We start from the raw sequence: 18,980 nt of genomic DNA on the forward strand, positions 1-18,980 counted from the left end.
CTATTTTTATTAAATAATGTACCGTTCCTTTTTTTAATATCTCTATGTACTTAACCAAATCCATTGTCAATTCTTAATCGTGATTTCTAGTGATTATTAATTAATACATTCAACACCTTTCCATTTGTAAGCGGATACATTAATCTATATAAGTACACCTTATCTGTAACTATCCATACGGAGATCTCCCTTCCCTCATAAGATATTTGTAAAATCAGAAAATTGAGCTAAACGTATTTTTAAATAGTGCAAGATTTATTCCAAAGTGAAACCCTTTTCTATTAAGGGTTTTGAAATTTTAATAAAAAGAAAAGTGAAAAATTTTTTCGTTTCGCAAAATTTCTTTCTTTTTGCCATGTTAGCTATAACTTTAACCTTAAATCCTCCTTTGCCTCCCACAATAAAAAAGCGTATCCACAATGGGATACGCTGCTTTAGTTGAGTCTGGAAGGGTCCTTATTTCTCCAAATAGGTCTTTAACCCTTCTAAATCCATGGCAAATATATGTGCATAAATTTTTACTCTTTTTCGTTTATATATTGTTTTGCCCACTTACACCATTCCAAGTACATTTCTGAATACCTTATCCCATATTCAACGGTTAACATAGTGCCTGTGTCGTTTTCCTTTTGACTAACAAAATGGTCTTTCCATTGTTTTGTCATTTTTAGAATTCTCTCTTCCCTCTCTATAACTTCGTCTAACAAGGTATTGATTTCCGTCACGGACAGTACAGGAAAAATAGTCGTTTTGATTAAAAATTCATCTTTAATTTTTGTTTGTTTTAAAGGTTCCTCGATTGCCCAGCGTATTAGATCTTTCTTCCCTGAATCTGTAAGAGAGTATATTTTTTTATTTGGTGAGGTTCCTTGAATAACTAGTTCGTGTTCAATCAAGTTATCTTTTTCCATTTTGTGTAATTCTGTATAGATTTGACTATGGGTCGAATTCCAGAAATAGACCATCTGCTGCTTAAATATTCTTACCACATCGTATCCGGTTACTGGTTTTTTAGATATTATCCCTAATAAAGCGTATCGTAAGCTCATAAACATCAATTCCTTAAAATTTGTCTATATGAAAAAATTATAGCATATTTACTTGACCAAAGTTTTATCATTGCTTACTATATCTATAGCTTCATATGTCTAAATTGACATATGAAAAATTGGAACATGACTGTTTTTCATACCCATATCGATGTTTTAGAGGAAATAGTATATTATTTTTTATAAGGAGTTGAGCTCATGGACAAAACAATTGTTATTGAATTTCAAACACGTGAAGAATATTGTCGCTGTTGCGACCAAAAACTTGCTACTCCTAAAACGAGTGAAGTGAGAGAATTTGAGTTCGATAAAGCGGATATCATGAGTTGGGGAAATTGGAAGGAAATTTCGATGATTGAAGAGGATCTTAGAGAATCTGTTAAAGACTACGTTTGTGAAACGATTAGTTTCTTGGCCATAAGTCCTTTTGAGAAATTACTAATTGAGGAAAGTGAATTTGATAAAGTGAAGAAATTCGTTACGAACGAGATCCTAATTTAATTTTTGGTACGCTTATGAACTGAGTTATGAAATATCATTTAAGAAAGGATTCTTATTCATATTTTTAAGTAGATCCTCTGCTTCTCTACTTAATTGGCTTGTGAATAAAAGGGTATAATGATGAAAAAAATTCTCACTAAAAAAACGGTATTATTGGCATTCATCACTTTAAGTATGCTAGTAATCTTGATATTATCTATATTCCTTATATGGACTCAAATCACCTACAGCGCAATAGATTCAGAACAAATCCACATAGAGGAAATGGAGGATATAGAAGACGGATGGTCTATCTATCGAGCTGAAAATGCTGATAAAGGTATCATTCTTTATCCTGGTGCAAAGGTTGAACCCGAAGCGTATGCTTATCTCGCACAAGAGTTATCAAAGCAAGATATTACAGTGGCGATACCCTCGGTTAGATTAAATTTGGCAATTTTTGATGTGTCTAAAGCAAATGAACTAATCCAAAATGATACGAACATTGAATGGTATATTGCCGGACATTCAATGGGAGGGGCAGCAGCTGCTATGTATGCAGACCGAAATTTAGACCAGGTAAACGGGCTTATATTACTTGGCGCATATGCAGCAAGCAATGATGTATTAAGTGAATCAAATTTACCGGTTCTATCTATAAGCGGGGAAGTCGATGGTCTAAGCACCCCTGAAAAAATAAAAGAATACAGCTCGAACATACCCAAAACAACTACATTTATTGAAATTCCAGGAGGTAACCACGCCTATTTTGGTGTTTATGGTAGCCAATCTGGAGATAATGAAGCAAAAATAACGGTTAGTGAACAGCAAGAGATAATCATAGAAACCATTGTTAATTGGTTGGATACTGTTCATTCAAGTCATTAAGGTGTAGGAACGGTTCTTAGCGAAAATCATTATGATGAGGGCGGGACAAATTGTACTTGGCCCCCCTTCATTTCACATATAGTTTTGAGCCATATCCCGAGGAACCCTGCTTGTTCCTGAACAAAATGGACAAAATTGAAATTATACTAATTCCTTAAGTCTCCTACAAACCTCGTTAATTCCGTTATTGGTAGTGTCTATGATGATATCAGACCTTTTTTCTAACAAGGGGAGTACGTTTTCATAACTATCTAACACCTCTGCTCGTTCTTCTGGACTCTTACCATAATCATGAGGAGTTCTCTTATTGATTCTATCAATCATTACATTCAAATCAGTTTTTAGCAGCACTACATAATCAAAGTAGTGATAAAATTTTCCTTGATTAGAGTAGCATCCTGAGATAAAAAGATGTGAATGTTTATACTGCTCTAACAGACGAGTTATCTTTTCCACGTCCCAGATTCTTTCTTCTACCCCCTCATTTCCTATTGACTTAACGTAGCCATTATCCGTATCGACAACATTGTATCCTTCTTTTTCTAACTGTATCAATGCACTTGATTTACCGACTCCAGATAAGCCTGTAATAAAAATGATTGCCATGGTGCGTCCTCCATTTAAATAGATATGAATGCCCGTTAATATGAATGTTCATGACCAATATTACTTCCAATAATTCTTCATGATATCCCTTGTCCACCCTGGCTGAGAGATCTTCTCTCTAGGAAGAAATTCTTGCATTACTGGCTTGATATCTAATATTGGCGTTTCATTAATACAATCAAGGCCTGAAACAGTTAGCTCTCTACCTTTTCTTCCAACTACCTTTACCGTTGTAAGTCCTAATTGATTAGGGCGGTTTTTTCCACGCTGCGAAAAGATCCCTACTTTAGGTAAGGACGTATCATTCCTAGGGTGTCTTGCACCTGTAATTATTTTATCTTTCGCCACCTTATGAAAATAAAAGATAATCTCTAAATGTGAAAAAGAATCAATTTCATTAAAAGCTTCCTCTGGGAAGGTAGAGTCCAATACGATCTTACTAACTACCTCACCCCAGTAATCATCTTCAATCTCATTTCTCAGATTATAAGCAATACCAACAGGGGTTAATGTGATCATTTGATTTCCTCTTTTCTTTCTATTATTTTTTATATGAGACCTGAGTTTGGCTTTAGTAAGGAAGCAACTAAACGCTCCTAAACTATGAAAGGAACTATTGAGATGCATCGTGTAATGTTTACAGGTGAAGGAACTTTTTTACTTATGCTGGGCCGAAATGATGTAAATAATTAACACTTGAATAACCACCAACCTTATCTTTCAACCAAACTATCGAGCACTATATACCCTAAAATAATTCCTGTGATAGCCATTGATTCAATATGCATAATCTCGAGTGTGAACGGAAGATATTGTAATGGGATAAAATGGGCAAGCAGCGGGACGACGGTCACATAACACAACGGGATGCCTGCAATAAGCAGCTTTACCCAATTGACCTTCCACCCTTTCCCTGCTTTGTGTTCTTTAATGAACCTTGGTAGACGTAGAAGAACTCCTAGAATTATAGGAAACAAAGTTGAAAATAGAAAAAACGGCCACATCTCAAAGTTTCTCGAGGCCTCCAATCTTAAATGGTGCTGAAAGGTTAAGCCGCCCCATAAAACCAGCCCGATCAACAGCATCCAGCCTAGATACTTCCAAACTTCTCTCATCGTAGTCCCCCTTTTATATGTGCTTTATGTAGTATATAAAGCAGACGAGCTGACTATGTTTAATGTGACTATGGTCTATGTACCGCGCGCAGTTAGTTTGCATTCTGTTTATCCAACTCCTCGAGCATCCAAGCAACAAATGCAAATGAAAAAATAATCATTAGGATCATTGTAAAAGTAACCGTCTCTTCCCTAATGATGAGATATAGTATGTATCCAACTAAAGCCAAAATATGAAGCTTGTACTTCTTAAACAAATTGGGCCTCCTTAAGTATTGTTGTTTGATACTTTGGTAATCCTCCCCATCAATAACGTATCATAATAGTTGTTATCGGATAGCCATTTATCAAACCTTAGCCTTCCCTCTACCTGAAACCCATGACGTTTATACAACTTTATGGCCTGATGGTTTGTCTCAATTACTTGAAGAGCGATCTTTTTAATATTGTTTTCATCAGACCATTCGATCGCTTCTTGTAGAAGACATTTTCCAATTCCTTGGCCCCAGTGAGCTTTTAGTACACAAATTCCAAAATCGACTTTGTGAGAGGTTCTTTTCAGGCTGTTCCCTGCACACCTCGCGAAGCCAATCACTTTCCCTTCGGCTTCAGCTACCAAAAACAAATTTGTATCTTGGTTATTATCTTTTTCAATGATCTGTTCGAAGTCAGCTTTACTTAAGAAGGCTTCTCCTCGTTCTCGATCCATGAATTCAGTTTCACCATCTATTTGCAGCCGTACTTCTGATAATTGGGCGGCATCTTCTTTTGCAGCTTGCCGGATTATATAGGGGGTTTTGGGTTGTTTAGACAAAGAGAATCCTCCCTTATTATTAATGTTTGAAGTGCATCCCTTTATGAATTCGAAATCTCTTCACAATCATACGTAATCAAAAATGGATACAACGGCATGAGCAGCAGTGTGAAAACGATAGATCCAACCATAGACAAGAAAATAGATTCCAGACTACTAAAAAGTAAATATCCAAAACCAGATATGCTTAATGAAGTGAGTACACTCATGATGACTCTCGAATAAATAGAGATTTCATTGTTAAAATGACACATCTCACATTTAAATTTATTTAAAAACATCGATTTAAAGCGGTCACTAAAGCTGGTTATTGAGTGGCATTTACAGCATTTATAAAGTTTCATTTATGTTTCTCCCCATCAGGATTTATTAAATTGAATATACTGATATCTTTGGCCAGGCCTTCTTCCAATTTTTCTTTGTCACTCTATTTCTATAGATCTCTTTGCGCTTAGGATCTTCTTGGAAGCATGGCGTCGGTTTTACTTGCAGCGTCACAGCATCATTAATGCCATGAGGCGCTGCAAGAATAAGCTTGCCGTGAGGAGTTAGAGTAACCCCTAGTGCTGTGGCTGTCTCCGGAAATTTCGACATGGCATCAACACTCGATTTGTAAGGAGGCGTTTGATTTCTTGTATGCATCCTTGCTTGATTTTTAACGGACCAGGGCAGATCAGGTTTTAATGTATGTAACTTGGCTTCCAATGCACGATCTGTTTTTTCATCAGCATGTTGCTGGTCGAAGTAAATAACATCTATATCTGGCAAGGGCGTTCTTTTTTCATACTGATGCATCACATCCCAAATTATAGAACGAACAAATCCAGCACATATCCACCAATCTTCAAGTTTCAGCGTACGGACGGTTTGGAGAGTATCCATCATCCATTCATCTTCTTGTATCATACATAGGATCTCTTCTTCTGATAACATAACTGCCTCCTTACACAATAAACTTTGTAAACCAAGCAACATAATAAGCACCAGGAATGAATAGCACCTGAGCAAGCAGCGTGCCTAAAAGGCGAGATGTGATCATCATAATGGAGATGGTTTTAAGAGATAAGTAACTCCCTTTCTTATTAACCACTTGATCAGCCAGCACTGAAATCTTTGGATCAATGAAAATGACGAGTAAAATCGTAGCCACACCATTGATAAGACCAGAAGCCATAATAGCGGTTGATGCTCTCTCCGGTGCAAGTAAAGATGCATATAATGCCGACAGCACACCAATCGTATAAACCGAAGTCACGATCATGTTTATAAGAAATAATTTTATTGGGAAGTCTCTTAACTTCATTCCGTTAAGATAGGTAAGCCGCGGCAAACGGATATGTCGAATGCCTCTTTTCATCATTCGCCATTTGAGGCCTTGTTGAACCAAGGCTGGTACGGAACCATTTAGTCTTGATAAATGAATGATAGAACGTGAGAAGATAGCTATAAAAGTAGGCAGAAGAAGAATCCCTACGATCGTCCCAACGGTTGAAGCCCCAATAATGACTCTATACTGGCTCTCAACAAGCGTTAGAGCTTGTTCTGGAGGAGCAGTATCAATTAAGCTTCCGGTAAACGGCTGCTGCATCATATTGGCTAAACGTGAAACGATGACCATCACATTAAATAAGGCGAGGCCAGATGCAATTAACCGAACTCTTGCGCCAGAAATCCGCACCGAATAAGCTAAGGTTTCGATACAATGAATGATTAAGATAAATAGTGCAATTAATATAACTTTGTCTGTAATGATGTCCATAGATGGTTCCTTTCAAGCTAACAGCTTATTCTTATCCTCATCAAATCCAATAAGTTTTACGTATGTTCCAACCAATTTGCATTCCACAAGGTAATCTCCCAAAATTCACGGTCATCTATTACCAAGTCATAAGGTTTCTTTACATCTGGCCAATGAATGGTTCTCTTTTTCAAAAGCGGCAAGTCTTCTTCACCGTTCAAAGAAGTGAAGTACTCTACTACTCCACATTGTTGAATCGCTTCTTCGAGGTAGGTATAGAGGATCGATAGACATTTATCTTGCTCAGCTGTTCCCTTTAGTTGATAGGGTAATGGAATATGGTTAGAAAATGCGGCCACTTGATGTTTATATGTAAAATGCGGGCTATATGAGAATCTTTGTTTTGAGCTGCTGTCATAATTATTCTCGAAATATAAATGAGTGAAATCCAATTCATTTTTATATACATTCGGCTGGTCTGCTGATATGGGGTTAGAACCATATGAACCGCTGGGCAGTCTCATTGGTGAAGCAATATAAATATACTGAGTCATCTATGTTTTCCTTTCGTATGGACCTTATTTAGGTGATAAGAAGCCGCTAATACCCTGTTAAGAAATCGTTACTATACTAAAAATCATCCTAAACATCAGGTAGCATCTTCCAATCAGGGTCTTTCACATCATTTATAGTTGGTGGTCTCACAAACTCAATACAGCCTTTCTCACAGGCTCCAAATGAAATATAGTTTTTCTGCGCTTGTCTCAAAGACGGGATATTTGCACCACCCTCTAAATCAGGATCATCAAATTGGACTCCATCATCTTCCCAAAAGCAGATACTGCATATCTCATAACTTCCAGGAGGTTCTCCATCTAATACTTTATAGCCGCAACAAGGACAAGTGTATTTCATCTAATATTCGCTCCTTAACTACCGATCTACTATATTTTAACATTTAATTGTCAATAATTGTCCTTTTTATCAAGTAATATTAGCTTTAATCCAATTGTGGTATAATTCGAAAAGCTATTTTTAAAGGTGGGGTACATTAGGTGTCGCTTATAAAAGTTGAGGGGATTCGTTATATTTTATTTTGTATAGGCTTAATGCTTCTTATCTATCTTAATTGGTTGACCCCTTCGATCTTTTTTATTTGGTCAGCTTCGTTTGTATTTCTAAATTACTTGCTCAGTAAAAGGGACTATAATATATCAGTAAAAAATGTATACTTTAATCTCGTTTTTATTGGCGTTGTTTTATTTACCGTTATATTGGCTAACGTATACTTTCTTTCTTAAACACATTATCAGCTTGTCGTGATTATAAAGTGAAGTAAGGTCCCTTCTTCTAATAGAAAGGACCATTTATTACTTACCGTAAATGAATAAATTGATAATAACCACTTCCACCGCTACACAGAATGGCGAATCACCTTTTCCTCCTTCCCACCATCGCTCCTAAAGTAAATCTCACTCTTCCGTTTCATAACCGTACGTAAAGTAACGGTACCTAGCATGAAAAATCCTAAGGACGCAACTAACCCTACAGGGCGTATGGACGTTAACTCTGCTAGAAGGCCTATCGTCAGCGTTAAAATAACAATACAAACAGCTTCTACAATCCCTAGAATACTACCGAACCTCCCCATCATTTCTACTGGAACATTGTTTTGATAAAAGGTTAAAAAACCGGTATTAGAAAACGTAATCGCAGCCCCTATTAAAAAGCAGCCAACAGCCGCATAGTAAAAATCAGTCGAGCTATATAAAGCAAAATAGCCAATAGCTGCAGCCGAAGTTCCGAATCCAATTAAAAACTTCACACGTAACTGCTTCGCGAAAACTGAATTAATGATGGAGCCTACGATGATTCCTGCGCCAAACACTGCTAAGAAAAATCCATACGCTGCATCCGTCATCAGTAAGACCCCTTTTGCAAAAGCCGCTTCTAGTGAGTCGATCGCTGTCATAAAAATCGTTACCCCGCAGCCTAACAAGTAGATCTTAGCTACATAGGAAGATGATCTACAGAAGGTAACGACTGTTTTCATATCATTTTTAATCATTGAGCATGTGACCTTTGGTGAACTGCCTTGACCTAACAAAGAATCGACATTTGGTAACAAACGAATGATAAAGGCAGATCCAACTAATGCAGCCGCATTGACATAGATTGCCGTATAAGGTGTACCGACGATAAATAAAACACCTGCCACAGATGGACCGATGATCGTTCCGCTTGATTGAATAAAGCTTCGAAGCGCATTAAAACGCTGACGGTCAACTTTGGGAATCAGCTTTGTCATATAAACCATGGATGCAGGCTCAAAAATGGCACTGGCCATATGGATAATGAATGCCATCACATAGACATAGAGTAATGACGGTACAAATGGAATGAGGAAAATTACAATCGCCCTAAATACATCGAGATAGATCATTAACGTGCGCGTGTTCATCCGGTCAATATAGCTTCCTGCCCACGCATTTGAGCAAACGGCTGCGATCGGGCCTAGGATATAGAGGAGCGCCATCGCAAGGGGCGACCCTGTTTCATGTAAGACAATGAGGTTTATCGCAATAAGATACACCCAGCCTCCAATCGTTGAAATGCCTATCCCGCCTAATAATAATAGTGGATCTTTCCATTTCAGCACCGACACCATTCCCTTCAATAAATGTTGAAAAAGAACAAAAAAATCCCACCCCCAAAACCTAATCGTTTTGGGGGCGAGATTATGTCGCGGTGCCACCCCATTCACTTCTTCATCACTAAAGAAGCCTTATCAAGTACGGCATGGCTAAATTCTGCCTGCGATACCTTATCTCTGTAACGGGAGAACCCGATGCCGCATCATTATGGACTACATAAATCCGAAGCACAGCTCAAAGCCTTGGTTCAACTCACACTCTTATCCCTCTTTCTCAGCTAACAGAGGTCTCTGTCGATAATGTAATGAGCTTACTCTTCTTTTCATCGCTTTTGATATGGAATTAGATCTTATCATATGGGATGATCTGACTTTTGTAAATACTTTATTTTCACTTCAATTATACAACATACTTATATAAAAAGTTACCGAATTGGTATTGAATTAAGTGAATATTCAGTATAGACTTTTCTATAGACCCTCTAATTAAGTTCACTCTTTGTACTTTCTCACTCAATCTATGGAATACACAACTAAAAGAATTTTAGGAGAGGATCCAACATGGAAATATCTAGAATGGGTAAGGAAGCAAATACTTACATTCAAGAGAACGTTGAAGAATTTAAAGAGATGCTGCTCTCAGAAGCGGTGAATGTATCAAGTAAGATCAGTGATATTTTAATGACAGGCAACATTGATTTATTAAAAAATGCTCAACGACTGACTCGTTATGTTTTAGAGCAAAAAGATGAAGAGCTAATCTCTTTTGCTAATCAAGAAGGTGAAGCCTGGGCCTCACACTCTTTAACATTGTCATTAAAATTAGAATGGGTACAGGCTATTAGAAGAACGATCTGGAAGTTTGTTAATGATTTGGATTCGACGAAAAGATATACAGACTCGCGTAATGATTTCTTTGAATTAGAGAAAATGATCAATGACCGGGTAGACCAGTTTCTTAACACCTTTTTCATAAAGTATTCATGTTATAAAGATGAGATGTTGAATAAACAAAGACAGATCGTGGAGCATTTATCGGTACCGATTATTCCAGTTCAAGAACATGTATACGTCTTACCTCTTATAGGAAGCGTTGATGGCTATAGAATTCAAGTGATTGCAGAAAAAGTATTACACGAAATCGCAGAAGCGCGAATTCAAACACTTATTCTAGACCTTTCCGGAATAGCAGTAATGGAGAAAAATGTGATCGATCAATTAGATCAGATCTTAGCGGGTGCTTCTATGATGGGATGTAAGGCCGTTCTTACAGGATTACGACCAGACCTCGTAAAGAATATGGTGAAAGCAGGAATTCGTTTTGAAAATGATACAGACATTAGAGGGACGCTGCAAGAAACGTTAAAAGAATATCTATAAAATGATCACTTACTCAACACACTTACTTGAATCATACATATCACTAAGGCTATTCCCGCTAGACTAAACGCCGGTCCGTTAATAAATGGATCGGTGTTTTTTATTATGGCTGCATTCGAATTTGTACCCTGCCTCCCTTCTTTAGGGTTGATTTAATGGGCTTTATGCACAGAATAAATTAAGTTATTAAGGGAAATTACATATAAGGATTCGTTCACTTCATGAGCAACCATTTAGTTGCTCATACTTGACATGCAACTTTTTGGTTGCTTATACTTAATTCATGAACCGGAATAAAGATTTGATTTTCAAAGCACTTAGTGACTCCACCAGACGGCTTATGTTAGATGAGCTATCTGATCGTAATGAATTAACTTTGTATGAGCTTACGACTCGGCTCATTATGAAACATAACCTTTCTATATCACGGCAAGCGATAGCAAAGCACCTTTCCGTTTTAGAAGAAGCCGGGCTTGTGCAATCTGAGAAAAAAGGGAAATATCGAGTACTGATCTTCACCAACGAACCACTTAAAAATCTGTTGAAAGGATGGGTCGACTAATTTAGTTATCACAGTTATAGATGAAACTTAGGAGGAATTGACATGAGAATTATTGTGAATAGCATTTTTGTAGAAGATCAGAACCAAGCACTAGCTTTTTATACCGACAAATTGGGCTTTATAAAAAAGCATGACATACCTACTGGGAAATTTAGGTGGATTACCCTTGCTTCCCCGGAAGATGAAGGCGGATGTGAGCTGCTGCTAGAACCAAATGAGCATCCAGCTGCTAAAGAGTATCAACAAAAGATCTTTGCCGACGGGATTCCCGCAACGATGTTTGCTGTGACAAATATTCACGAGGAATATAACCGGTTAGTTGAAAAAGGTGTTGAGTTTACGATGCAGCCGACAGAAATGGGAACGATTACGATGGCTGTCTTCGATGATACATGTGGCAACCTTATCCAAATCGTACAACAGTAAACAGGCAGGTGAAAAAATGGACAATCAAATTAAAATTGCGTTTGAAAAGTCAAGATCAGGCGATAAAGATGAACGATATGAAGCCTACCAAAAGATATTAACGGTTACGAACGAAAAAGTGGATTGGGCTTATGAGGTGTGGGATCAATTAGTAGAGGATTTAACTCATAAAGACGGCCATCAACGCTCACGTGCTGCACAGTATTTAGCGAATCTAGCGATAAGCGATCCTGAGATGAGGATGATGGAAGACTTCGCTAAGCTGTGGCAGGTTACCAAGGATGAAAAATTTGTCACAGCAAGGCACAGTCTTCAAGCCATTTGGAAGGTTGGTATTGCTGGTGCTCCTCAAAAGGAACTGGTGATGGAAGCGATGATGGAACGGTTTCAACTGGGTACAGATGAGAAAAATTACACGTTAATTCGAAATGATATTATTCAAAATATGAGAAATCTCTATGATCATTATCAGGATGAAGAGATCAAGCAAACAGCACTAGAGTTAATTGAAACAGTTGAGGATGCTAAGTATAAGAAGAAGTATTTGGCGATAGTTAAGTAGGGATGTGCAGAGTATACTCGCCGCTTCTGAATTATGCTTCGCTTTCCGCGGTGAGCTGCTGAGCTTCCTCGGGCTTTGGCCCTGTGGGATCTCAGCCCTGCTCTAGACACCGCTGGAGCATTCACGAGTTATTGCTTTTTCCCCGAATTGAGTGGATTGATGTAGTTAATAGGCTCAGTTCTATTTACTAAGTGCTACTTATAATGCGGGGGCACTATACAACATCACGCTACGTTGATTGGAGCGGAAGGTCCGAGACTCCAGCGGGATTAGCGTTGACCATGGGAGACCCCACAGGAGCAAAAGCGACGAGGAGACTCCCGGTCCGCCCGCGGAAAGCGAGTACCTGAAGCCCAAATCAACAACTAATGTGGGGAGACTCATCCCCCGCCCTTAATAATTTTTCGAGAACCTGTATTCAACCGCGCAAAATCTTCTCCATCGCCTTCCCTCTTGCTAATTCATCAATCAGTTTATCCATGTAACGAATCTCCTGCATCGTTGGCTCTTCAATGTCCTCTACTCGAATGCCACATACAACACCTTTGATTAGCTTTCTGGATGGATTCATCTCAGGAGCTTCTGCTAAGAATGTTTCAAAGTCAGTCTCTTTTTCGATATGGGTATCTAGCTCTTCTTGGCTGTACCCTGTTAACCAGCGGATGATTTCATCGACTTCTTCTTTCGTGCGTCCCTTTTTCTCTGCTTTTGCTACATAGCACGGGTATACTTTTGCAAAGCTCATCGTATAGATCTTATGTTTAGTCGTCATAGAACTCTCCCTTATCGTTTTCTTCATTATAATCCAGCTGGTTATAAGGTTCAAATTAGAGAGTAAATACTTTCATGACCTCAGTTCCTTAATTTTCCTATAGATGGTATCGTGTTGTAAGGATAATCTTTTTTGAAGGAGGAACTGCGTTGAAATCTCGGCATGATCGAATACTGCTTTATATTGTGTGCCTCCTCTTCCCTTTAATAGGTGTGATTTTAGCTCTGATTTGGTTAGGTGAGAAGGATTTGGAGAAGAAAAAGATGGGGAAAATCTGCTTACTTATGGCGATTGCATTCTTCCCTTTTTATATCGTATTCACGAATATCATAAGCATTTCTACATAAACACGACTAACCACCTCAAAGTTACTGGCTCTGAGGTGGTTAGGTTGAAATTAACTAGCTACTTTTTCGTTTTTATAATCATGAGAAGGAAAAAGCTTTTTCACACGTTTGAATAAGGTATACCCCACTAAACCGCCTAATGTATTCAATAACAAGTCATCGACATTAAAACTACGTGGATAAGTGAGTCCGGAATAACTTAATACAATTTGTAATGTCTCTAATGCAAAACTTACACCAATGATGATTATACCTGCTTTTTTGAAGCTGTTAACTTTATAGATGGATAGATAAATCCCAAGTGGTAATAACAGTAGAACATTAAAGAAAGATAACTTTACTGCATTCCAAAAGAACCAACTAAGACCAGAATGACTATAATGATTTATTAAATCAGCTATAAAATAAAAAGGTACTAGTTGAATATGATATTCCACACTCCAGTAATTCATCTCAGCAAGAGGTGGTATATGGATGCCTCCGGTAATTTGCTGCAGTACATTAAAAAGATAAAATAGAAAACTAGCGAACAGGACTCTTCTTATAAACGGTTTGTTGCGATTCTTAAGTAAATCAAAAATGAAATACGCAACGATTAAAATGCTCCCTATAAATACAACATTTACTATGTACACGATCTAACCCCTTATTCAATTTAGTTAGCTTACTAGACTACGTGATCAAAACATGACTGACTGCATACACAACCGCGCCAACGACAAACAATCCACAAGTTACTGAACTTAAGATATAGCTTCTATTTCCCTCAGCATGCTTCCATTTCATCAACGTACGAAACGCAAATAATGCGGCCATTCCAATAAAAATAAATATTCTGAGCTGATGAAATTCATATATGGCAAAGAACATGACAATAAAACTAATACTGTACAGGAGCTTCTCGCCATATTTATGGGGATTGTTCACATACTTCTTTTCCAATTCAGCTTCTGTGATATGTAATCTCTTTATAAGTCTTCTATTAATCAATTGATCCAAGATAAGGATACCAGCCATAATATAAATGATGACGAACAAACTTAGCCTCCTCTCTGTCCGTATTCTTAATCACTCACATGTTCAACGGAAATCGTGTGCACTTGCAAAGGGTAAGACTCCATCACGGCCCCGTCATACTCAACAACGACCCGGTCACCAACCGCAAATGTGTCTTCTTCATTTACTGACAAATTCACGCTCACCTTATCACCAGAGCTTAAGATCTCCCCCTCTTCAATCGCAATAATCGCACTGTCATTATGGATGCTTTCGATCGTTCCTGAAAAAGCAGCATTTGGTATCTGATCCTCATTACTGCACGCTGCGAGCAGACAGCTGGTGAGCACAATCAAAGCTATTATAAAGCGTTTATACATGAAGTCACCCCTTGTTTCTTTATTATAATACGAACGAAGCCGGAAAAACGTTTCACTACCTACAAATATTCCCAATATTTTGTTATGCTGAACCTAGAGTAGAATCGTTATGTGAAGGAGACCTAGAGAATGGATGACAACACTAATCATGAAAGCATAGCGAGAAAAAGGGGAGTCAGGATTTTCTTTAATATCGTTTTTGTAGTTTTTATTTCTTTGATGACAATCCATATAACGTTCATCTCGGCTGGTTCACCCTGCTTGGATTACAGGTGGTCGCAAGCCTTTATCAAATGTGGATTGAGATTGAAGATAAGCATAGATGGTCGGCTGTGTTTTCTTTTTTATTAGCTGTGGGAGCCTTAACGTTACTGATTGTAAGAGGCATGCAATATTTAATTTAGAAATCAACAAAAAAGCTCATTCCTAGATGAGCTTTTCATTGACCATACTATTTCTCCTTAAACGATAAGCCTGCTTCCACTAATGAAGCTCTCATCGTTGGCAGGGATGCTGGCCCAACGCCGTGGAGTTTCAGGATTTCTTTTTCTGTATAGGTTGAAAGCTTCGTCAATGTATCAATGCCTTCATGAAGTAAAGCACTTCTTGCAGGTGAGCTTAGTTTCGATAGGAAGCCACTGTCCGGTTTATTTTCTTTCTCACATATCGGGCAGCTAGGGCAATCACTGCTTTTCACAAATTCATGCCCCTTCTCACAAACCTTTATTTTCTTATCAGCCATCATAGATCCCTCCTCGTCTACTATTTGTTCTTAAATTCTTTGTGATATATGTATGTCTCTTCTTCATTATACAAAGAAATATGAACATACTCTACTTACCTTTTTACTGCGCGCTCAGGATTTGCAGGACCTTCATGTTCTAGTGCATCAAAAACAAAAGAAAACGATAATCGATCGTAAACAATTCCCTGATGGCCAATTAAATTGAATCGGTAATAGTCTTGGATGGTGATATTTGATACCTGCTTTTCAGGACCATCTAAGAATGCAGATGTATAGGGAATCACAACTTGATCCGTTTTTGTAGAGATGACAGTATAGGAGACATTCCCAGGGGTTTCGTTCCCTTTATTCAATTCCTCTAAGAACTCAGATCCAACGAGCTGCTGTTGGCAAGCTAAACACGAGGTAATATCTGCTGCTCCTGAATTGATCTGTTCTAATCCAAAGAAACCGGTTGTTCCGTGGTTAGAAGGTACAAAAGCAATCAGATTCTCCACATATTTATCTCCGCCCAAAAACTTTAAGTAGTATCGAGGCATCATCCCGCCTTGGCTATGACCTATAATATCGACTTTGTCTGCCCCGGTTAATTGCAATACATTATCTACAAATTCATTCAACTCTATAGCTGACTCTTTGATATCTCCTGTGGATGGTCCAGCGTGAGTTAACCCGTAATTCATTGCATAGACACAGTATCCTTTTTTAGCAAGCTCGGGTGAGAGAGTCAGCCAATTTTGAGCACTTCTCTCAAATGTACCTGGAACAAGAATTACTGGGTTAGGCTTGTCTGAGGCTGGTTTGCACGAGGCAAGGTTTGCACCTAGTGGCGGTGTTCCTTGTTCAAGCAAGAATGCCTCTCCAGCCTTAAAATGATCTGGCAAAACGAAAAAGAAAGCGATTGCTATAAAGAGTTGAAACAAATTTTTAGCCATCTAACATTCCCCTTTTCCATCAATTAAGCTGCTCGTTCACACAAAAAAGCTCACAAAATGACTGCCAGGCAGTATTTCAATGAGCTTCTCAACATCTTCGCACAAACGATTAACTTAAGTTTGAATATACAGAATATTTAGAATGATGTCAAAGTGATTTGTTTCCATGTTCTATTTACTAGCAATGGCAGCCAAAATTCAGACACTACTTCCCCTTATTCATAAAAAATCCAATTAGTACTGTAATAAACCCAGCAGCAATAAGAAGCTGCACCGCATTCGTTGGGCCAGCATCCCAGCTTGAAGTGTTTTGTATAAATAAACCTAAAAGCATGATCGAAATACCTAGCAGCATTACTTTAATTGGGTCTTTCATAAAATGGCCCCCTATTCTCTTTCTACTAACTCACGAAGCTGCTTCGTTGTATTTGCATTCGTGATGTAGGTCTCTTCAAAATTAGGTAAATAGGTAAGGACACTTTCTTCACCTTCCTCACCAAGCCAGACATACACGCCATGCATGGGCAATCCATTAGCATAGGTAACGACGATTTCATAATCAGGGTAGGTAGTCACCTCAACTGGCCGCTCCCTTGTGTTTTTCATGATCTTTCGAAAGGACTGAATGGTTGCTTCATCTGTATACGAATACAGACTTTCATCATCCGCATTTACGATACCCCCTCTTGGGTAGGAGACATCAATTTGGACGATAGGCTCTTCAAGCAGCACCATCGACTCGCCGCGGTTTAGGCAGCCGGTTAGTAGTATGGCTATTAGTAAAGTGATGATTGCAGCTGATTTTTTCATATGTGGCCCCTCGTTTAGTTCGTTAATTATCTATTGATTCATACACTTTGATAAATTCATCAATCATATAGTCATGGTCTGTATGTAATGTTTCATTAGCTGAATAACCAGGAAGGATAAAATAGGTAGATCCGTTTTTAACAAAGCTTATGCTTGGCGAGTGAGGCTCGTAATATAAAGATTCTGCTTCGCCACTTAGTTTGATCTCTTGACCTTCCGCTTTAATACTTTCAAGTCTGGTAATGTCGTTAGAGACACTTAAAAGGATTTCCTCATATACTAAAATCTTATTCAATTGAGATTGTGTTTGACCTTGAACTTGATTAAGAACATGGTACATTGTATAATCCGAAATTTCGCTATTTCCTATTGTATAACTTGGCAGTGAAAGACTGTTTGTTTCTTCTTTTAATCGCTGATAGAACGTTAACTCTGACTCTACAAATTCCGTTGTATAAGAAATTAAATCATCATAGCTCGTTACATTCAAGTCATTAGTGCGAAGAGTCATATAGAGACCTTGCTCATCATCTTTAAAATGGAATGTCTCAACCCCGTCTGTATAAGTAGTAAAACCATTTATATTATCAGTTGGATAAAGCCCATCATAAATAATTCTCTCACTTAATTCCGTGTCATCAATTACCTCATAAGAAAGTCTCACGTTTCCTTCATAGGTATTGAATTTTAAAGAAAGTCCCAGATAGCCATGCTTTTCAATTGTTGTAGAAATGAATTGTTCATTTATATCTGTTAACACTTTGGGTATAAGCAAATGTTCTGCCATGTATTCAAGCTTGTTATAATCTTCTGCAATGACTTGATAGTCAGGATTCTCTAGAAACTCGTTTTGTTCAATTTGTATATTTTCTGCTTCAGCCAAGCTAGTTTTATCACTTTCGCTGCAAGATGTTAAGAGTAATAGACTGGTCAGAAGTCCGGTGTATGTTGCTTTTTTCATTATGGTTTTTTCCTCGTTTTCTAAGTGATTTGTAGTTTCCCTCTTTATCCTACTATATATTGGATAAGATGGTAAGAGTGTCTGTCTAATGAGGGGGAATTAATTATATTGATATTATTTAATTTGTTATATTTTATAAGTTAGTTCTAGATATATGTTATAATTGTCTTGTTATAAAATTATAGGAGGATATTTTAAGTGAAAAAATACATACTATCATTCTTTATTTTTACAGGAATTATTGTATTATCTGCTTGTGGATCGGATGAAGCAGTTACAGAAACAAGTGAGGAAAGTCAAACAGAAGCTGTTAATGAAGACCAGACAGAGGAAGAGATTTCTTCAGAGGAAACGAATACTGATTCAGAGGACGTAGAATCAAATGAGATTGATACAGAGGTCTTTGAATACGCGACTCAAGTCGATGTCACTGACGCAATTGATATTAATGAGCATGTTACTCTTTTTGTACATATGAGTGAAGAAACCCAGCCTGGATTAGCTACCCAACATGTGGTAAACCAAACATATGATTTCTTGCAACAAGAAGAGATTCAAGATGCAAAGACGGTTTCAGTTAATGTAAAACAAGGCGAGGTAAAAATCGCAATGTTCACAGTTAATACCGATCAATTTGTTCCACAAGATGATATTCCAATGTCTGATGTTGTATTGGAAGCTTCAGAAATTGAGTTTATGACTGAAGACGTAAAACAGTATGGCGAAAATTTAGGTACGTGGTAAAAACAAACCCCCTTCAC

At 37.8% G+C, this 18,980-nt stretch carries 28 protein-coding genes and 1 other annotated feature; of the genes, 8 read left to right on the plus strand and 20 right to left on the minus strand.

Translation table 11 applies throughout. The annotated features are described in order from the left end of the window. Positions 1–518 precede the first annotated feature (518 nt). Positions 519–1,049: a PadR family transcriptional regulator gene (locus A33I_RS05830; RefSeq protein ID WP_022627540.1), complete on the minus strand. Its 531-nt coding sequence runs from the start codon at positions 1,047–1,049 to the stop codon at positions 519–521. Positions 1,050–1,247: 198 nt separating this feature from the next. Here A33I_RS05830 and A33I_RS05835 point away from each other — a divergent pair, with 198 nt between their 5' ends. Both A33I_RS05835 and A33I_RS05840 read left to right on the plus strand, forming a co-directional pair. After that, positions 1,248–1,550: a hypothetical protein gene (locus tag A33I_RS05835; protein ID WP_022627541.1), complete on the plus strand. Its 303-nt coding sequence runs from the start codon at positions 1,248–1,250 to the stop codon at positions 1,548–1,550. A gap of 117 nt (positions 1,551–1,667) precedes the next feature. After that, the gene (locus tag A33I_RS05840; RefSeq protein WP_083477597.1) at positions 1,668–2,417 is read left to right on the plus strand and encodes an alpha/beta family hydrolase; all 750 of its coding nucleotides are present in this window, start codon (positions 1,668–1,670) and stop codon (positions 2,415–2,417) included. A 141-nt stretch (positions 2,418–2,558) separates the two neighbouring features. On the opposite strand, the gene A33I_RS05845 is transcribed toward A33I_RS05840, so the two are convergent. The 10 genes from A33I_RS05845 to A33I_RS05885 form a co-directional block, all read right to left on the minus strand. Then, entirely contained in the window at positions 2,559–3,023 is a 465-nt protein-coding gene (locus A33I_RS05845) for an AAA family ATPase (protein WP_022627543.1), read from the minus strand. 60 nt (positions 3,024–3,083) lie between these two features. After that, a complete protein-coding gene (locus tag A33I_RS05850; protein WP_022627544.1) occupies positions 3,084–3,542 on the minus strand; it encodes an SAM-dependent methyltransferase in 459 nt (152 codons plus the stop codon). Positions 3,543–3,736: 194 nt separating this feature from the next. After that, positions 3,737–4,138: a hypothetical protein gene (locus A33I_RS05855; RefSeq protein ID WP_022627546.1), complete on the minus strand. Its 402-nt coding sequence runs from the start codon at positions 4,136–4,138 to the stop codon at positions 3,737–3,739. Positions 4,139–4,230: 92 nt separating this feature from the next. Then, the gene (locus tag A33I_RS20780) at positions 4,231–4,395 is read right to left on the minus strand and encodes a hypothetical protein (protein ID WP_022627547.1); all 165 of its coding nucleotides are present in this window, start codon (positions 4,393–4,395) and stop codon (positions 4,231–4,233) included. An 11-nt stretch (positions 4,396–4,406) separates the two neighbouring features. Further along, entirely contained in the window at positions 4,407–4,952 is a 546-nt protein-coding gene (locus A33I_RS05860; RefSeq protein ID WP_022627548.1) for a GNAT family N-acetyltransferase, read from the minus strand. Between the two features lie 369 nt (positions 4,953–5,321). Continuing rightward, complete coding sequence (locus A33I_RS05865) at positions 5,322–5,885, minus strand: nucleotidyltransferase family protein (RefSeq protein ID WP_022627549.1); 564 nt, start codon at positions 5,883–5,885, stop codon at positions 5,322–5,324. Positions 5,886–5,895: 10 nt separating this feature from the next. Then, the gene (locus A33I_RS05870; RefSeq protein ID WP_022627550.1) at positions 5,896–6,711 is read right to left on the minus strand and encodes a lipid II flippase Amj family protein; all 816 of its coding nucleotides are present in this window, start codon (positions 6,709–6,711) and stop codon (positions 5,896–5,898) included. Positions 6,712–6,767: 56 nt separating this feature from the next. Continuing rightward, positions 6,768–7,244, minus strand: coding sequence for a hypothetical protein (locus A33I_RS05875; RefSeq protein WP_022627551.1), 477 nt, complete (start codon positions 7,242–7,244; stop codon positions 6,768–6,770). Positions 7,245–7,332: 88 nt separating this feature from the next. Beyond that, positions 7,333–7,605 (minus strand): CPCC family cysteine-rich protein, encoded by a 273-nt coding sequence (locus A33I_RS05880; RefSeq protein ID WP_022627552.1) that lies wholly within the window; start codon positions 7,603–7,605, stop codon positions 7,333–7,335. Between the two features lie 499 nt (positions 7,606–8,104). Next, on the minus strand, positions 8,105–9,358 hold the full coding sequence (locus A33I_RS05885) for an MFS transporter (RefSeq protein WP_031311455.1): 1,254 nt from the start codon (positions 9,356–9,358) through the stop codon (positions 8,105–8,107). A gap of 57 nt (positions 9,359–9,415) precedes the next feature. Further along, positions 9,416–9,679, minus strand: a binding site (T-box leader). Positions 9,680–9,904: 225 nt separating this feature from the next. Between A33I_RS05885 and A33I_RS05890 the strand changes: the two genes are divergently transcribed. The 4 genes from A33I_RS05890 (at position 9,905) to A33I_RS05905 (ending at position 12,273) form a co-directional block, all read left to right on the plus strand. After that, positions 9,905–10,723 carry an STAS domain-containing protein gene (locus A33I_RS05890; RefSeq protein WP_022627554.1) on the plus strand — a complete coding sequence of 273 codons (819 nt, stop codon included), beginning with the start codon at positions 9,905–9,907 and terminating at the stop codon, positions 10,721–10,723. A gap of 283 nt (positions 10,724–11,006) precedes the next feature. Further along, positions 11,007–11,285, plus strand: a complete 279-nt coding sequence (locus A33I_RS05895) for an ArsR/SmtB family transcription factor (protein ID WP_022627555.1) — start codon at positions 11,007–11,009, stop codon at positions 11,283–11,285. 42 nt (positions 11,286–11,327) lie between these two features. Beyond that, positions 11,328–11,711, plus strand: a complete 384-nt coding sequence (locus A33I_RS05900; RefSeq protein ID WP_022627556.1) for a VOC family protein — start codon at positions 11,328–11,330, stop codon at positions 11,709–11,711. 16 nt (positions 11,712–11,727) lie between these two features. Further along, entirely contained in the window at positions 11,728–12,273 is a 546-nt protein-coding gene (locus A33I_RS05905) for a hypothetical protein (RefSeq protein WP_022627557.1), read from the plus strand. A gap of 418 nt (positions 12,274–12,691) precedes the next feature. Here the strand turns inward: A33I_RS05905 and A33I_RS05910 are convergent, their stop codons facing one another. Continuing rightward, the gene (locus A33I_RS05910) at positions 12,692–13,045 is read right to left on the minus strand and encodes a DUF2200 domain-containing protein (RefSeq protein WP_022627558.1); all 354 of its coding nucleotides are present in this window, start codon (positions 13,043–13,045) and stop codon (positions 12,692–12,694) included. Positions 13,046–13,194: 149 nt separating this feature from the next. On the opposite strand from A33I_RS05910, the gene A33I_RS05915 reads away from it, so the two are divergent. After that, a complete protein-coding gene (locus tag A33I_RS05915) occupies positions 13,195–13,392 on the plus strand; it encodes a hypothetical protein (protein WP_022627559.1) in 198 nt (65 codons plus the stop codon). A 50-nt stretch (positions 13,393–13,442) separates the two neighbouring features. Here the strand turns inward: A33I_RS05915 and A33I_RS05920 are convergent, their stop codons facing one another. The 8 genes from A33I_RS05920 to A33I_RS05950 form a co-directional block, all read right to left on the minus strand. After that, positions 13,443–14,027 (minus strand): VanZ family protein, encoded by a 585-nt coding sequence (locus A33I_RS05920; RefSeq protein WP_022627560.1) that lies wholly within the window; start codon positions 14,025–14,027, stop codon positions 13,443–13,445. A gap of 37 nt (positions 14,028–14,064) precedes the next feature. Continuing rightward, complete coding sequence (locus A33I_RS05925; RefSeq protein WP_022627561.1) at positions 14,065–14,430, minus strand: DUF4181 domain-containing protein; 366 nt, start codon at positions 14,428–14,430, stop codon at positions 14,065–14,067. A 26-nt stretch (positions 14,431–14,456) separates the two neighbouring features. Then, on the minus strand, positions 14,457–14,768 hold the full coding sequence (locus tag A33I_RS05930) for a DUF3221 domain-containing protein (protein ID WP_022627562.1): 312 nt from the start codon (positions 14,766–14,768) through the stop codon (positions 14,457–14,459). Positions 14,769–15,219: 451 nt separating this feature from the next. Further along, positions 15,220–15,513, minus strand: a complete 294-nt coding sequence (locus A33I_RS05935) for an RNA polymerase alpha subunit C-terminal domain-containing protein (protein WP_031311458.1) — start codon at positions 15,511–15,513, stop codon at positions 15,220–15,222. A 92-nt stretch (positions 15,514–15,605) separates the two neighbouring features. Next, positions 15,606–16,448, minus strand: a complete 843-nt coding sequence (locus A33I_RS05940; RefSeq protein WP_022627565.1) for an esterase/lipase family protein — start codon at positions 16,446–16,448, stop codon at positions 15,606–15,608. 205 nt (positions 16,449–16,653) lie between these two features. Beyond that, positions 16,654–16,824, minus strand: a complete 171-nt coding sequence (locus tag A33I_RS20785; RefSeq protein ID WP_012958824.1) for a hypothetical protein — start codon at positions 16,822–16,824, stop codon at positions 16,654–16,656. An 11-nt stretch (positions 16,825–16,835) separates the two neighbouring features. After that, the gene (locus A33I_RS05945) at positions 16,836–17,258 is read right to left on the minus strand and encodes a YhfM domain-containing protein (protein WP_022627566.1); all 423 of its coding nucleotides are present in this window, start codon (positions 17,256–17,258) and stop codon (positions 16,836–16,838) included. A gap of 22 nt (positions 17,259–17,280) precedes the next feature. Continuing rightward, positions 17,281–18,219 carry a hypothetical protein gene (locus A33I_RS05950; protein WP_022627567.1) on the minus strand — a complete coding sequence of 313 codons (939 nt, stop codon included), beginning with the start codon at positions 18,217–18,219 and terminating at the stop codon, positions 17,281–17,283. Between the two features lie 198 nt (positions 18,220–18,417). Between A33I_RS05950 and A33I_RS05955 the strand changes: the two genes are divergently transcribed. Beyond that, positions 18,418–18,963, plus strand: a complete 546-nt coding sequence (locus A33I_RS05955; protein ID WP_022627568.1) for a hypothetical protein — start codon at positions 18,418–18,420, stop codon at positions 18,961–18,963. Positions 18,964–18,980: the final 17 nt, after the last annotated feature.

Source organism: Alkalihalophilus marmarensis DSM 21297 (assembly GCF_000474275.2).
GTDB lineage: Bacteria > Bacillota > Bacilli > Bacillales > Bacillaceae_D > Alkalihalophilus > Alkalihalophilus marmarensis.

What these genes read in the sequence shown, in the direction of transcription:
- A33I_RS05850 (WP_022627544.1), bottom strand. Translation starts at nt 3,542, where the DNA reads ATGATCACATTAACCCCTGTTGGTATTGCTTATAATCTGAGAAATGAG.
- A33I_RS05900 (WP_022627556.1), top strand. Translation starts at nt 11,328, where the DNA reads ATGAGAATTATTGTGAATAGCATTTTTGTAGAAGATCAGAACCAAGCA.
- A33I_RS05830 (WP_022627540.1), bottom strand. Translation starts at nt 1,049, where the DNA reads ATGAGCTTACGATACGCTTTATTAGGGATAATATCTAAAAAACCAGTA.
- A33I_RS05855 (WP_022627546.1), bottom strand. Translation starts at nt 4,138, where the DNA reads ATGAGAGAAGTTTGGAAGTATCTAGGCTGGATGCTGTTGATCGGGCTG.
- A33I_RS05950 (WP_022627567.1), bottom strand. Translation starts at nt 18,219, where the DNA reads ATGAAAAAAGCAACATACACCGGACTTCTGACCAGTCTATTACTCTTA.
- A33I_RS05905 (WP_022627557.1), top strand. Translation starts at nt 11,728, where the DNA reads ATGGACAATCAAATTAAAATTGCGTTTGAAAAGTCAAGATCAGGCGAT.
- A33I_RS05885 (WP_031311455.1), bottom strand. Translation starts at nt 9,358, where the DNA reads ATGGTGTCGGTGCTGAAATGGAAAGATCCACTATTATTATTAGGCGGG.
- A33I_RS05875 (WP_022627551.1), bottom strand. Translation starts at nt 7,244, where the DNA reads ATGACTCAGTATATTTATATTGCTTCACCAATGAGACTGCCCAGCGGT.
- A33I_RS05840 (WP_083477597.1), top strand. Translation starts at nt 1,668, where the DNA reads ATGATGAAAAAAATTCTCACTAAAAAAACGGTATTATTGGCATTCATC.
- A33I_RS05910 (WP_022627558.1), bottom strand. Translation starts at nt 13,045, where the DNA reads ATGACGACTAAACATAAGATCTATACGATGAGCTTTGCAAAAGTATAC.
- A33I_RS05880 (WP_022627552.1), bottom strand. Translation starts at nt 7,605, where the DNA reads ATGAAATACACTTGTCCTTGTTGCGGCTATAAAGTATTAGATGGAGAA.
- A33I_RS05940 (WP_022627565.1), bottom strand. Translation starts at nt 16,448, where the DNA reads ATGGCTAAAAATTTGTTTCAACTCTTTATAGCAATCGCTTTCTTTTTC.
- A33I_RS20785 (WP_012958824.1), bottom strand. Translation starts at nt 16,824, where the DNA reads ATGAAAGACCCAATTAAAGTAATGCTGCTAGGTATTTCGATCATGCTT.
- A33I_RS05890 (WP_022627554.1), top strand. Translation starts at nt 9,905, where the DNA reads ATGGAAATATCTAGAATGGGTAAGGAAGCAAATACTTACATTCAAGAG.
- A33I_RS05930 (WP_022627562.1), bottom strand. Translation starts at nt 14,768, where the DNA reads ATGTATAAACGCTTTATAATAGCTTTGATTGTGCTCACCAGCTGTCTG.
- A33I_RS05835 (WP_022627541.1), top strand. Translation starts at nt 1,248, where the DNA reads ATGGACAAAACAATTGTTATTGAATTTCAAACACGTGAAGAATATTGT.
- A33I_RS05870 (WP_022627550.1), bottom strand. Translation starts at nt 6,711, where the DNA reads ATGGACATCATTACAGACAAAGTTATATTAATTGCACTATTTATCTTA.
- A33I_RS05895 (WP_022627555.1), top strand. Translation starts at nt 11,007, where the DNA reads ATGAACCGGAATAAAGATTTGATTTTCAAAGCACTTAGTGACTCCACC.
- A33I_RS05935 (WP_031311458.1), bottom strand. Translation starts at nt 15,513, where the DNA reads ATGATGGCTGATAAGAAAATAAAGGTTTGTGAGAAGGGGCATGAATTT.
- A33I_RS05945 (WP_022627566.1), bottom strand. Translation starts at nt 17,258, where the DNA reads ATGAAAAAATCAGCTGCAATCATCACTTTACTAATAGCCATACTACTA.
- A33I_RS05845 (WP_022627543.1), bottom strand. Translation starts at nt 3,023, where the DNA reads ATGGCAATCATTTTTATTACAGGCTTATCTGGAGTCGGTAAATCAAGT.
- A33I_RS05865 (WP_022627549.1), bottom strand. Translation starts at nt 5,885, where the DNA reads ATGTTATCAGAAGAAGAGATCCTATGTATGATACAAGAAGATGAATGG.